This is a genomic window from Enterobacter sp. Acro-832 (assembly GCF_011752745.1).
Lineage (GTDB): Bacteria > Pseudomonadota > Gammaproteobacteria > Enterobacterales > Enterobacteriaceae > Enterobacter > Enterobacter quasiroggenkampii.
This window is the reverse complement of the sequence record NZ_VWWX01000002.1, coordinates 323,022-334,606: the sequence shown is the minus strand read 5'-3', so window position 1 is coordinate 334,606 and position 11,585 is coordinate 323,022. Positions and strand designations below refer to the sequence as shown.

Below are 11,585 nucleotides of genomic sequence, written 5' to 3'. Positions count from 1 at the left end.
GCGTTCTACTTTTCTTATTCAATCATTCGGTAACGACGTTGCCACGTCACAATTTCACCGGCTTCGTTATTCACCTGAAGCTGGCTCACCACGCGAAGCGTTAACTCATCGGTATTGCCGGTATAGTTGACGCGGAAATACCGGCTGTTGATGGAGAGAACCTCAGCCACCTGCGGGAGATCGTCCTTCAGCTGCGGGAAGGCCTGTTCCAGCGCTTTGCTGAAGACTTCCATACTTTCCCAGCCGGTCTCCGGCCGCGACGCAATCAGGCGAACGGCATCGTCCGCGGTCAGTTTTCCCGGGAACAGGGCTGCCAGTAAGGGAGCCTGCTCCGGCGTCAGGGTATTGACATCCACCTTGCTGGCAGAGTCCGGCAGCGCGCATAACAGCTTGCTCACCTTCGGGTACGCCGCAGCAGGAAACGCCGGCAGCAGCTTTATCTCGGCAAAGGTGCGCATCATCTGATTCGCTGGCTGACGCGCCGGCACCACGCCAGCCCAGGCGTCCGTCTCCGCGCCCTCTTTCACCGTTGTGGTGTCGCCGTCGAGATAATCCACCAGCTGCTGATAGACCTCTTCCGCCGTTGTCTGGCTGACGCCGCCGTCCGTCAGGATCTGCTCGACAATCTTCTCTTTCCGCGGCTTTTCCGGTACGGCTGACGCAGTTTGATCCTGAGCCACTTTGTCTGCGGCCAGCAGGTTATTGACGTTGAAGCAGTCCTGCGCGTCCTCGACCTGACTGACCACCGTATAGTCTTCACCCTGCGTCTCCAGCGGCTGGTGCCAGTCGCCCTCCGGGTCGAGCGGTTTGCTCTCGCCGCTGGCATCGCTCTGCAAGCGATCTTTCACCATCTTTTCCTGCGCCTGCATTGCCCAGCGCAGCTGCTGCTGGCTCACCTGATAGTGGGTTTTCTGCAAATTACGGCAGAACTGCTGGCTGATTTTGGCCGCCAGGGCCGACATCATGACCAACAGGATCAGCACAACCAGCAGGGCAACGCCGCGTTGTTGATGTATCCGGCTCATGGCTTCACGTCCGGCGCAGGCGCACGTTGCGGGGCGGGCGTATTTTCCGCCGCCGGTGCCGCCGTTTCGGTGCCCGGCTGCGGTGCCGCCGCTTCCGGCATGTCTCCCGGCGTGGTAAACACCCAGCGCCAGGTCTCGCCATTTTCCATGGTCAGCGTGAGCTCCACGCCGTCTGGCAGATGGGCGGACTCACCCCAGCTTTTTTGCCAGCCCTGGCGATAAAACCGCCACTGCATCGATTTCACCTCGCTGACAATCGGCACTTCATCGGGTTTGACGTCTGCCGGGCTGTCAATCACCGGCCAGACGTCGCGATACAGGCGCCCCTCTTCCAGCCGCCAGCGCACGCGCTCCAGCTGGACCGTGCCGCTCACGCCGTTCAGCGTGGTGAATTCAACCGCATCACCATCCTGCAAAAACAGGTCCGGCTCGTTGCGCGGCGCCCGCGCCTGCAGCTGGAAAAAATCGCGCTCCATCAGGCTCCAGGCACGCTGAAGCTGGTTGAGCTTTGCCGCACTGGCATCCGTGGCTGAACTGGTGCGCATCGCGCCATCCAGAATTTGCCAGGCCAGGGTGCTGATGACCGCGAAGATAGTCAGCGCAATCATGATCTCCAGCAGGGTAAAACCGCGCTGGCGTCGGATCGTCTTCACTTGCTCTCTTCTCCCGGCCCGATAATCTGAAGCGAAATGACCGGCTGGCTTTCATCACCTTCGGCGTAAACGCGGATGGCATTGGCCCAGCCGCTATTGGCGGTTTTCACCCGCTGCTTGTGCCAGTACCAGCTGCGTCCCCCCATAATTTCCGTCCCCTGCTCCTCGGCATCGGGAAAATCGGCTTTACCAAGCTGGGCTTCTGCCAGCTGATTTTCCGCAACCCAGCTGGCCTGCAGCGTGTCGGCCAGCCCGTGGGTGAAGCGTACGTTCAGGGAGACGGAATTCATCAGCGCCATCGCGGCGGTGGAGAAAATGACCAGCGCCACCATCACCTCCAGGAGCGTCATCCCGTTTTGCTTAACCTTGCCTTTAGTCATCGTTTTCTACCGATACCGGGGCTGCGCCCTGCGACACCACACGGAAGTGATGCTGTTTGTCGTAACTTTGCAGCGTCAGCGTAAAACGGCCAATCTCGCCGTCCGGCAGAAAGAGGATCTGGGGGTCGGCCTCGACGGTCGCCACCAGACGCTGAGGCGAAAGCGATACGTGCATCTCTTCCGGGAAATCGCCCTTCGTGGTAATACGGCCTGCGGATAATGGCACCCAGCGACGTTCGCCGTTTTTATCGTCGAGCGTGACCAGCTGATAGTTATCGGTAGTGATGACCAGCCCGACAATATTTCCGTCCATTACCGCGCGGTCTGAACCATAATCAACGAGAGCTTTTAATTGCTGACCAAATATATCCGCACCGCTGCGTGAGGGTATTGTTGATACAACCATCATGGCGCAGCTGGCAAATATCACCAGCGCCAGAATAATTTCCAGCAACGTAAAGCCGCGTTGACGCTTCATTATTTCTCTTTCTTATCCAGAGACCAGTTCGTAATATCGTCTGCGGTATTGGCTTCGCCATCAGGACCGGCAGAGAAGACGTCTACGGCGCCGTGTTCACCCGGGCTGACGAGCAGATAATCGTTGCCCCACGGGTCCTGCGGCAGGCGGCGAATATAGCCGTCGGCGCGGTAACCGTTGGGAATAGGCGCGATCTCAGGTTTGGTCACCAGCGCCTGCAGGCCCTGCTCGGTGGTCGGGTAGCGGTGGTTATCGAGCTTATACATATCCAGCGAGCCTTCGAGCGCAACAATATCGCTGGTCGCCTTTTGCGCGTCCGCTTTTTCTTTATTACCCATTAAATTTGGCACCACCATACTCGCTAAAACGCCGAGAATAACGATCACCACCATTAATTCGAGCAAGGTGAACCCCGCCTGGCGAGCCAGACGTTTTGTTTTTATAGCCATGATTTAACCTACCATATTATTAAGTTGCAGAAGCGGCTGTAATATTGACAGCACGATGAATAAAACAATCGTCGCCATGGAGACCACCAGCGCCGGTTCAAATACCGACAGCGTTAACGTAATACGATGCTGTAGCGCCGACTCCTGGTTTTCCGCCGCACGGTCCATTAAGTTGCCTAATTCGCCGCTCTCTTCACCGGAGGCAATCATGTACAGCATGGTGGGCGGGAATAATTTCGCCTGCTCCAGCGCGGCATAGAGCGATGCCCCCTGGCGCACGGTATCCGCCGCCTGCTCCAGAACCTGCCGGGCGTAGAGATTTTCGATACCGTCCATCGCGATATACATCCCTTCGAGCAGCGGCACGCTGCTCGCCTGCAGGATGCTGAGCGTGCGGATATAGCGGGCGCTGTTGATGGCGCACACCAGCTTTTTAATCGGCGAGCCGTTCACCAGCCAGCTGTGCCAGCGAAAGCGGTTTTTAGCGTTTCTGAGCCAGGCCTTAAAGCCGATAACCCCACCGGCCAGGATCCCGACAATATAGATGCCGTACGCCTGCAGAAAATCGCTCACCGCAATCAGCGTGCGGGTGGTGATCGGCAGCTGCTGCTTCATGTGGGTGAACTGTTCGATCACCTGCGGCACCACCGCCACCAGCAGAATGCTAATGACCGCGATGGCCACCACCGTCAGGGTGATCGGGTAGACCATCGCCTGCGTCAGCTTGCTCTTCATCTTCTGGCGCTGCTCGTTGTACTCCGCCAGCTTCTCCAGCACGTCGCCGAGGTGGCCGGTTTTTTCACCAGCCATCACCAGCGTGCAGTAGAGCTTGTCGAAGGTGCGCGGAAACTGGCTGAAGGCGTCGAACAGCGTATGCCCTTCCACCACCTTCTCGCGGATCTCCACCACCATCGCCGCCAGCTTTTTGTCCTCCGTCTGCTTCGAGATCGCCTTCAGCGCGCTCTCCAGCGGCAGTGCGGCGTTGACCAGCGTGGAGAGCTGACGGGTAAACATCGACAGCACCGGCGTGGAGAGCTTCGCCCCGGTTTTCGCTTTCCCGGACGCCGCCTCGCGCGTTTCGGAGATGCTGACGGGCATCAGCTTTTGCTCACGTAACGTCTGGCGAACCTGCTTTTGCCCTTCGGCCTGCAGCGTGCCGCGCCGGGTTTTGCCCGCCGCATCCGTTGCCGTCCATGCGTAGAGGGCCATTACTCATCCCCTCCACGCTCGGCGGTAACGCGCATCACCTCTTCCAGAGAGGTGACGCCGCTGATCACCTTCAGCAGCCCGTTTTCGCGCAAGCTGTAGGCCTGCTTAAAGAGCTGCGTTTCGATGGACATTTCATCTTTATCTTCATGGATGGCGCGACGCATGGCGGTGTCCACCACCAGGAATTCATGAATACCCGCACGTCCCTGATAGCCGCTCTGGCGGCAATGCTCGCAGCCCACCGCGCGATAGATCGCTTTCGGCGGCGTCGCCATGAAGCTGAACAGCGCTTTTTCATTGGCGTCCAGCGGACTGGTGGTGCGGCAGTGCGTACACAGCCGACGCACCAGACGCTGGGCAATGACACCGAGCAACGATGAACCGATTAAAAACGACTCCAGCCCCATATCCCGCAGACGGGTTATAGCCCCGGCTGCGCTGTTGGTGTGCAGCGTAGACATGACCAGGTGACCGGTGAGCGAGGCCTGCACCGCAATTTGCGCGGTTTCGCCGTCGCGAATCTCCCCGATCATCACCACGTCCGGGTCCTGACGCAGGATGGCGCGCAGCCCGCGGGCAAAGGTCATGTCCACGCGCGGGTTCACCTGGGTCTGCCCCACCCCTTCCAGCTCGTATTCAATCGGGTCTTCGACGGTCAGAATGTTGCGTTCGTGGCCGTTCAGCGCCGAGAGAATGGCGTACAGGGTGGTACTTTTCCCGGAGCCGGTGGGCCCGGTGACCAGGATGATGCCGTGCGGGCGGTCAATCAGCCCTTTTAACTTCTCCAGCTCTTCATCAATCAGGCCCAGCTTGTTGATGTCGGGCTTCAGATTGCTTTTATCGAGCAGGCGCATCACCACGCGCTCGCCGTACTGGGACGGAATGGTCGAGACGCGCACGTCGATGGCCTTGCGGCCAATGCGCAGGGAGATACGGCCATCCTGCGGCAGACGTTTTTCGGCGATGTCGAGTTTTGACATGACCTTGATGCGCGACACCAGCAGCGGCGCGAGCTTGCGCGCGGGCTGGAGAACCGGGCGCAGGACGCCGTCAACGCGGAAGCGAATGCTCAGCGTCCGTTCGAACGTTTCAATGTGAATATCCGACGCGCCGTCCTTCACCGCCTCGCCGAGAATGGCGTTGATCAGGCGGATCACCGGCGAGTTTTCGTCGTTATCGAGCAGATCTTCGTTGTCCGGGATCTCCTCGGTTAACGCCATCAGGTCGATATCCGCGTCCATATCGTCCACCAGCTGCTGGGAGACGCCGCTGCTCTGCTGCCAGATTTTGGCCAGCATCTCCTCAAAGGCCTCAGGGGCGAGGATCGTCGGCTCGAAGGGGCGTCCCAGTACCCGGCGCATCTCCAGCAGGGCAAACGCGGGAGCATCCTCGCGAATGTAGACGTCGTTGTTGTAAAACAGGACGCCGTTATCCTTTGCGTAACTGCTGCTGCAGAGCGTTTTACTCAGTTCATCCACGTTGCGCCCTCCGCCTTAGTTTTTAAACGGATTGCGCGACGTGCTGGCGCGGGTTGTGGCCGGCGCGGCGCTGGCCGACGGGAAGGCTGGCAGCACCGCGTTGTCGGACGGTTCAATAATACCGAGCTTCTTCTCCTCCACGCGCTGCTGCTGACGGGCGCGGATCTGGTCATATTTCTCTTTCGACGCCGCGCTGAAGTTATCGTCGTCGCGCAGGACGGTGGTATGGATAAACACCATCAGATTGCGCTTCGAGGTATCCTGCGAGGTGTAGCGGAACAGCTGACCAACCAGCGGGATATCGCCGAGCAGGGGCACTTTGGAAACCGACTGCTTGGTGACGTTTTCCATCAGGCCGCCAAGCACCACCGTCTGGCCGCTGTGTACCATCACTTCGTTGTTGATGGTGCGGGTGTTGAAGGTTGGGCCGAGGCTGGCGTCCTCCGTCGCGCTGTTGTCGACGCTGGAGACTTCCTGCTCAATCTTCAGGTGGATCATGTCGCCATCGTTGATCTGCGGCACAATTTTCAGCTTGGTACCGACCGTCTTACGCTCAACGGAGTTAAAGACGTTGTCGCCACTGGTGGTCTGCGAGCCGGAGAGCACCGGCACATCCTGCCCGACGTTGAACGACGCTTCTTTGTTATCCAGCGTGACCACGCTTGGGGTGGAGAGAATGTCGTTCTTGCCGTCGGTGGAGAGCGCGGTCATCAGGGCACCGAAATCGCCGTTAAAGAAGCCGGTCGCCAGGCCAGTGAAGCTCGCCCCCTTCATGGTGCCGTTTTTAATCTGGCTGATAGGCAGGCCGGTTGAGCCGAACTGTACGCCGCCGTGCTTGCTGGTCCACTGCACGCCGAGATCCAGGCCGTTACCGTCCTGTACTTCCGCGATGATGGCTTCCACCAGCACCTGTGGACGACGGATGTCGAGCTTGTCGATCACCTTCTCCAGAGAGTTCATCACGTTAGGCTGGGCGGTGATCACCAGCGAGTTGGTTGCCTCGTCGGCGGTAATGTTCAGATCGCTGGACGCAGGCGCGGCTTTCGACTTCGGCGCGCCCGCCTTATCCTTCAGCTGCTCGCCAATGCCGGTCAGGACTGGAACCACCTTGGTGGCGCTGGCATACTTGAGATAGAAGACGCGGGTATTCCCTTCGTTATTTTGCTCGCGATCCAGCTGATGGATCAGGGAGCGGGTACGCATGCGCGCGTCTTCCGAGCCGCTGATCACCAGGCTGTTGGTTTCGTCATCTGCCACCACTTTGGTGGCCAGCTGCGGCGCGTTCTGCCCCTTCTGCTCTTCATTGTTGAGGTTGTTCAACATGTCGGAGAGTTCTTTAGCGGACGCAAAGCGCAGCGGCACAATCTCGCGGCGCTGAATACCGTCTTTGTCCACGCGCTGAACCAGATCCACCAGGCGATTGACCACCGAGGCTTTACCGGTCAACAGCAGCACGTTGGACGGCTCGAAGTGCACCACGTTCCCGATGCCGGTGGCATCGTTGAGCTGGCGCAGCAGCGGGGCCAGCTCGCGCACCGGCACGTTTTCCATGCGCACGACGCGGGTGATGATTTCGTCGCCTTTGCCCGGATTTTTACCGTCGGCCAGCGGCGCACCGGCGGTGCGGGCAATGCTTGAGCGCACCACCTTGACCATGCCGTTATCCATCGGGATCACCGACAGGCCGTACAGGTCCAGCACGCTCAGGAAAAACTGGTAATACTCATCTTCCGTCAGCACGTTATAGGTTCTGACCGACACCGTGCCCTGAACGGACGGATCGACCAGAATGGTTTTGTTCAGATTGCGGCCTACCGTATCAATAAACTCGCGGATATCGGTATTTTTAAAGCTGGCGCTAAAGTTGGCTGCGAGCAGCGAACTGGAATATAACGACAATGCGGTCAGCGCCACGCACGCCCAAGGAAATTTCTTCATGTCTGTACACTTGTTAATTGTTTAGAACATTGACCCGAATATTTTCAAGGTGAGCGTGACGTCTGACGACGACCTCCGCTTCTTTCATTTTCGACCAGTTGGCAATAATATTTTTTGCCTTTGCTGCATCGGTCATATCGACAGAATTGACTTTTACCGCCACATCGCCTTTTTCCAGCCCGGAATGGCTGTAGAAGACAGAGGCATTCCTTGGATTAATGTTGTAGCCTTCCAGTTGGCCCTTTTCGATAAGTGGTTTTAACACCAGATAATCATCCAGATGCACGCTTTCCGCACCTGCATCTTTCGTCGATTTGGTTACCGGACCGCTGTCAACGCCGCCCTTAAAATAATCAGGTTTATTTAACGCCAGTACCTGTGTAGCACCTTCGTAATTAACCACCACATTGTCTTTGTTAATTTCCTGAATAAAGGCATCGTTAAAACCAGTCAGCGCCTCGCCTTCGCGATAGCTCTTCTGTCCCCCCGGCGTTTTGATCACGGCGAAGGAGAGCCAGGCATCGTCGCTGCGGACGATCCCCTCAATTTCGGCGGCGAGCGGGGCTTTCGCGGCCTCAGGCAGGCTATCCTGACGCACGGCGGCGGTGAAAAGTGAAAAAGCCTTTTCTTCCTGACGTCTTTTTTGCGGTTTCGCCGCTGCGTTCGCCAGCTTATTCGTCACTTTTTTATAATCTTTAAAAATGACGTAGCCTTGCTGACCGCAAAAAATCAGCAATACAAACATAATACAGGGCGTTATCCACCGTGAAAGAAGTGAGAACCTCATTATTCATCTGGCCTTTAGCAAAGCGAAAATAAGCAGCATCATGCTGCGCCAATATGTGGCATAAATAGTAATTAGCGGCCAGATAATCGACCACCTGCTTCGCCGTTAACTTTGATAAAGAAAAAGATTGACCGTCAAAAAAACCGGTGTTAGAGGTAGCCAACAGGTTATTTTTACCCTGTCCGTAAATTGACCATGATGCAGCCTTGCCGTACTTTTCCGGACCATTGCTATTCATGTCCAGAGACGGTAAGTCGCTATGTATCAGAGTCATTTTAAATTTAATCACCCGCCTTTTCGAAAAATCACCCGCGCCTCGGGCGATTTCTTCGTGCCGTATCATCAGGATATTTTCAACCTGCTGAAAGAGAAAACCCAACAGGCGGGGATTATTGGGCTCTTTGCTGACGATGCCCGGCTGCTGGGCCAGTTCAGCGACGCCCTGAAATCCACTTCCCCTGGCGTTATTGCTATCAATGCGTTTCCAAAACTGAGTGCCAGTAGCCTGCTGTATAAACTCAACCCGGGAACGAAAGAGAGCAAAAACCGGCTTCAGGCGGTGGATACCATCCTGCACCAGTGGCAGGGAGGGAAAAGCAGGACGAAAGTGCTGGTGATTAGCCATACCGATGCCATGAAAGAGACCTGTCGGGAGGTGCTGGCTCTGCTGCTGACGCGTGCGCAGGAGCTGGAGTTTCGCCTGTCCGTCGTGCTGATGGGGCCAGCGGATCGGGATGCCGCGCTGATGCAGCAGCCTGAACTGCGTGAATATGCGCATACCTGTCACACCCTGCGTCCCCTTACCTGCCGGGAGTTTCTCAGCTACGTTCAGGCGCAGTGTGAAGCGCACGGGTGTGAGCACGCGCCGTTAACCCCGGCGCGGGTGCGTAAAATGCATGCCCTGACCAAAGGGAATATCAGCAAGCTGAACGAGCTGGCGCACCTGTCGATGCTTGCCGCCTGGACCGAACGTGCAGCCCAGGTCAGCCCGCGTCATTTGCGCCTGGCGGCAGGTGAGATCCTGCCTGCGAAAAAACACGGTAAGCGCCTGGCTACCGTGGGCGTATTCGCCTCCGTGCTGTTCGCCGCCTGCGGCTGGTATTTGACCTCTTCGATCGGTGCAAGACTTCCGATTCAACTGCCGGTGCCTGCCAGCTGGAAACAGCAGACGCCAAAAGTCCAGGCGCCGGTGGTGCCGGTTATCGACAACGAGGTGGTTAATCAGCCGGATGCGATGCATCAGCTCTATCTGATGTGGGGGTATGACGCCTCGGCGGAGGATGCCCTGTGCCAGAACGCCGCGAAGGTGAACCTGATGTGTAAGCAGGGGAATGCTTCCCCGGATGCGCTGGCACAGGAAGGGTATCCGTGGGTGAGTGAACTGAAAACCGGCAACCACCTTAACTATGCCGTGGTCGCCCGCGTCGGGGATAACTCGCTTGACCTGCTGATGAACAACCGCACCTGGCAGGTAAGCCGCCACTGGTTTAACCAGCATGCCACCGGCAACTATACCCAGCTCCACCGCCTGACGCCGGAAGGCAAAGACGCCATCAGCGCCGCCAGCGACGGTAAAGAGCTGGCCTGGCTTGACCAGCAACTGAGCCAGGCCCTTGCCGAACCGGTAACCCACGCGCAAACCTGGACGGCAGAGATGATGAAACGCACCCGCGAGTTCCAGCAAAAAATGCATCTGCGCGTCGACGGCATTCCCGGGGAAGATACGCTGATGCAGTTAATGCGTGACACCAACACCACGCCGAGCGTGCTGCTTCAGACCACCCACGCCGCGCCGGACGCGAAAACGCAGGAGAAGCATTCCTAATGTCTACCATCTGTCTTGCGGCTCAGCGCAGCTACGTTTCCGGGGAAGCGGTCTGGTTTTCGTACCGCATGCCCAGCCTGAGAAAGATCGTTTCTAACGCCTTGTTAGGAATAGTAAGCCTCTGCGTCATGCTGATGGCGGGGCTGTACGCCCACGTTTACTGGCAACTGCGCCACCCTGCGCCGGAGCCGGTAAAAAAAGTGCACGTGGCGAAGCCTGAAACGCAGCTTTCCGACATGCACTACGTGTATGTGAGTAAGCCGTTCCCGCATCCGCACCCGAAACCCGCGCCGGTGCAGGCCGACGTCCCTGCCATGCAGGATCTGCCGATTAACAGCGACGACGCCGACTGGCAGCAGGCGCCGGACGGCACGGTGCCGCACGATACCTCGCGGGATACCCTCCCCGGCACGCAAGCGCACGACGATGCAGCCCCCGCCCGCACGGACGGTGACGACGGTTCATTAACCGAGCTGTTTAAGCAGGCGTTAAAAGAACAGGAGCAGGATTATTCGCAAGGCAAAATACCCGCGCCGCCGGTTGACGAAACGCAGGATAATGCTCAGGCCAGCACATTACATAAAGAAAATTCCCGGTCTCCGTTAAGTGAAAAAGGAGACCGGCTGGAATAGTTAATATTTTTCAGGCAGGTTGGTGATGTTAAGGAGTCGACCCTTTTCCACCACAATATATTGACCTTTTTTCAGGTCGGAGAGAATTTTGATAATGGTGCTGCGTGCCAGGTTGGTGTATTCCTGAATATAATCATAAACGTTGATATCGCGTTGATGATGGACAATCAGTTCATTAATCTCCAGCAAAAACTCGCGCACAACAGAATAGGCGCTGCGGGCGACCAGCACGTCATCACGCTTGCTCAGCATGCAGATATACCAGGCCAGCACTTTGGTAAGCTCAGGCCATAAGCCTTTCTCCGTCATAAGCTGAGAAAAGGCGTCTTTTGGAATCGAACGCACCACGGTATTCGAGCGGACCAGGCCATACATATGGGATGAATGATAAAAAATGGAAGAGAGTCCAAAGACGCACTGCCCCTGCAGGGTGAACATACAGAGCTCGTCGGATTCGCGGCGAAATTCCACTTCACCGCTGACGATAACATGAATAAATTCATTGTCGACGGTGGTAATTTTTTGCCATTTCTTTAACGTTTTTTCTTCATATCCTTCTGTTGCGGAAATAATGTTTTCCATTTCATGATGCGGACGCAATTTTCTGCCGTAAATGCTTAACATTGTTATACCCGAATTAAGATGTTAATTTTAGATAAAAAGGGGCCACGGTGGAACCACCGAACTATTCGTATAATCCTGATAAAAACTTCTGGAAGAAGTGAAATAAG

At 56.8% G+C, this 11,585-nt stretch carries 13 protein-coding genes; 2 read left to right on the top strand and 11 right to left on the bottom strand.

What is annotated here, in order from left to right; translation table 11 throughout:
- Positions 1–14: 14 nt before the first annotated feature.
- Genes gspK through F3J31_RS08020 form a run of 10 tightly spaced genes read right to left on the bottom strand, consistent with a single transcriptional unit; the run spans position 15 to position 8,635 of the window.
- The gene (gspK, locus tag F3J31_RS08065; RefSeq protein WP_167212407.1) at positions 15–1,025 is read right to left on the bottom strand and encodes a type II secretion system minor pseudopilin GspK; all 1,011 of its coding nucleotides are present in this window, start codon (positions 1,023–1,025) and stop codon (positions 15–17) included.
- Positions 1,022–1,678, bottom strand: coding sequence for a type II secretion system minor pseudopilin GspJ (gene gspJ, locus F3J31_RS08060; RefSeq protein ID WP_167212404.1), 657 nt, complete (start codon positions 1,676–1,678; stop codon positions 1,022–1,024). The genes gspK and gspJ overlap by 4 nt, the downstream gene beginning before the upstream one ends.
- Positions 1,675–2,058, bottom strand: coding sequence for a type II secretion system minor pseudopilin GspI (gspI, locus tag F3J31_RS08055; RefSeq protein WP_167212401.1), 384 nt, complete (start codon positions 2,056–2,058; stop codon positions 1,675–1,677). Before gspI ends, gspJ begins: the two co-directional genes overlap by 4 nt.
- Positions 2,051–2,536 (bottom strand): type II secretion system minor pseudopilin GspH, encoded by a 486-nt coding sequence (gspH, locus tag F3J31_RS08050; protein WP_167212398.1) that lies wholly within the window; start codon positions 2,534–2,536, stop codon positions 2,051–2,053. Before gspH ends, gspI begins: the two co-directional genes overlap by 8 nt.
- Positions 2,536–2,985: a type II secretion system major pseudopilin GspG gene (gene gspG, locus F3J31_RS08045; protein ID WP_008500018.1), complete on the bottom strand. Its 450-nt coding sequence runs from the start codon at positions 2,983–2,985 to the stop codon at positions 2,536–2,538. Before gspG ends, gspH begins: the two co-directional genes overlap by 1 nt.
- A gap of 3 nt (positions 2,986–2,988) precedes the next feature.
- Positions 2,989–4,194 (bottom strand): type II secretion system inner membrane protein GspF, encoded by a 1,206-nt coding sequence (gene gspF, locus F3J31_RS08040; RefSeq protein WP_167212395.1) that lies wholly within the window; start codon positions 4,192–4,194, stop codon positions 2,989–2,991.
- A complete protein-coding gene (gene gspE, locus F3J31_RS08035) occupies positions 4,194–5,672 on the bottom strand; it encodes a type II secretion system ATPase GspE (protein ID WP_048222252.1) in 1,479 nt (492 codons plus the stop codon). The genes gspF and gspE overlap by 1 nt, the downstream gene beginning before the upstream one ends.
- Positions 5,673–5,687: 15 nt before the next feature.
- Positions 5,688–7,610 carry a type II secretion system secretin GspD gene (gene gspD / locus F3J31_RS08030; RefSeq protein ID WP_167212392.1) on the bottom strand — a complete coding sequence of 641 codons (1,923 nt, stop codon included), beginning with the start codon at positions 7,608–7,610 and terminating at the stop codon, positions 5,688–5,690.
- Between the two features lie 13 nt (positions 7,611–7,623).
- Entirely contained in the window at positions 7,624–8,355 is a 732-nt protein-coding gene (gene gspC / locus F3J31_RS08025; protein ID WP_167212390.1) for a type II secretion system protein GspC, read from the bottom strand.
- The gene (locus F3J31_RS08020) at positions 8,306–8,635 is read right to left on the bottom strand and encodes a hypothetical protein (RefSeq protein WP_167212387.1); all 330 of its coding nucleotides are present in this window, start codon (positions 8,633–8,635) and stop codon (positions 8,306–8,308) included. The genes gspC and F3J31_RS08020 overlap by 50 nt, the downstream gene beginning before the upstream one ends.
- Positions 8,636–8,656: 21 nt before the next feature.
- Here F3J31_RS08020 and F3J31_RS08015 point away from each other — a divergent pair, with 21 nt between their 5' ends.
- Positions 8,657–10,222 (top strand): ExeA family protein, encoded by a 1,566-nt coding sequence (locus tag F3J31_RS08015; protein ID WP_167212385.1) that lies wholly within the window; start codon positions 8,657–8,659, stop codon positions 10,220–10,222.
- Positions 10,222–10,854, top strand: a complete 633-nt coding sequence (locus F3J31_RS08010; protein WP_048222245.1) for a hypothetical protein — start codon at positions 10,222–10,224, stop codon at positions 10,852–10,854. Before F3J31_RS08015 ends, F3J31_RS08010 begins: the two co-directional genes overlap by 1 nt.
- Here the strand turns inward: F3J31_RS08010 and F3J31_RS08005 are convergent, their stop codons facing one another.
- On the bottom strand, positions 10,855–11,478 hold the full coding sequence (locus F3J31_RS08005) for a helix-turn-helix domain-containing protein (RefSeq protein ID WP_045908427.1): 624 nt from the start codon (positions 11,476–11,478) through the stop codon (positions 10,855–10,857).
- Positions 11,479–11,585 lie beyond the last annotated feature (107 nt).

What these genes read in the sequence shown, in the direction of transcription:
- gspK (WP_167212407.1), bottom strand. Translation starts at nt 1,025, where the DNA reads ATGAGCCGGATACATCAACAACGCGGCGTTGCCCTGCTGGTTGTGCTG.
- gspI (WP_167212401.1), bottom strand. Translation starts at nt 2,058, where the DNA reads ATGACTAAAGGCAAGGTTAAGCAAAACGGGATGACGCTCCTGGAGGTG.
- gspH (WP_167212398.1), bottom strand. Translation starts at nt 2,536, where the DNA reads ATGAAGCGTCAACGCGGCTTTACGTTGCTGGAAATTATTCTGGCGCTG.
- gspG (WP_008500018.1), bottom strand. Translation starts at nt 2,985, where the DNA reads ATGGCTATAAAAACAAAACGTCTGGCTCGCCAGGCGGGGTTCACCTTG.
- gspF (WP_167212395.1), bottom strand. Translation starts at nt 4,194, where the DNA reads ATGGCCCTCTACGCATGGACGGCAACGGATGCGGCGGGCAAAACCCGG.
- gspD (WP_167212392.1), bottom strand. Translation starts at nt 7,610, where the DNA reads ATGAAGAAATTTCCTTGGGCGTGCGTGGCGCTGACCGCATTGTCGTTA.
- gspC (WP_167212390.1), bottom strand. Translation starts at nt 8,355, where the DNA reads ATGTTTGTATTGCTGATTTTTTGCGGTCAGCAAGGCTACGTCATTTTT.
- F3J31_RS08020 (WP_167212387.1), bottom strand. Translation starts at nt 8,635, where the DNA reads ATGAATAGCAATGGTCCGGAAAAGTACGGCAAGGCTGCATCATGGTCA.
- F3J31_RS08015 (WP_167212385.1), top strand. Translation starts at nt 8,657, where the DNA reads ATGTATCAGAGTCATTTTAAATTTAATCACCCGCCTTTTCGAAAAATC.
- F3J31_RS08010 (WP_048222245.1), top strand. Translation starts at nt 10,222, where the DNA reads ATGTCTACCATCTGTCTTGCGGCTCAGCGCAGCTACGTTTCCGGGGAA.
- F3J31_RS08005 (WP_045908427.1), bottom strand. Translation starts at nt 11,478, where the DNA reads ATGTTAAGCATTTACGGCAGAAAATTGCGTCCGCATCATGAAATGGAA.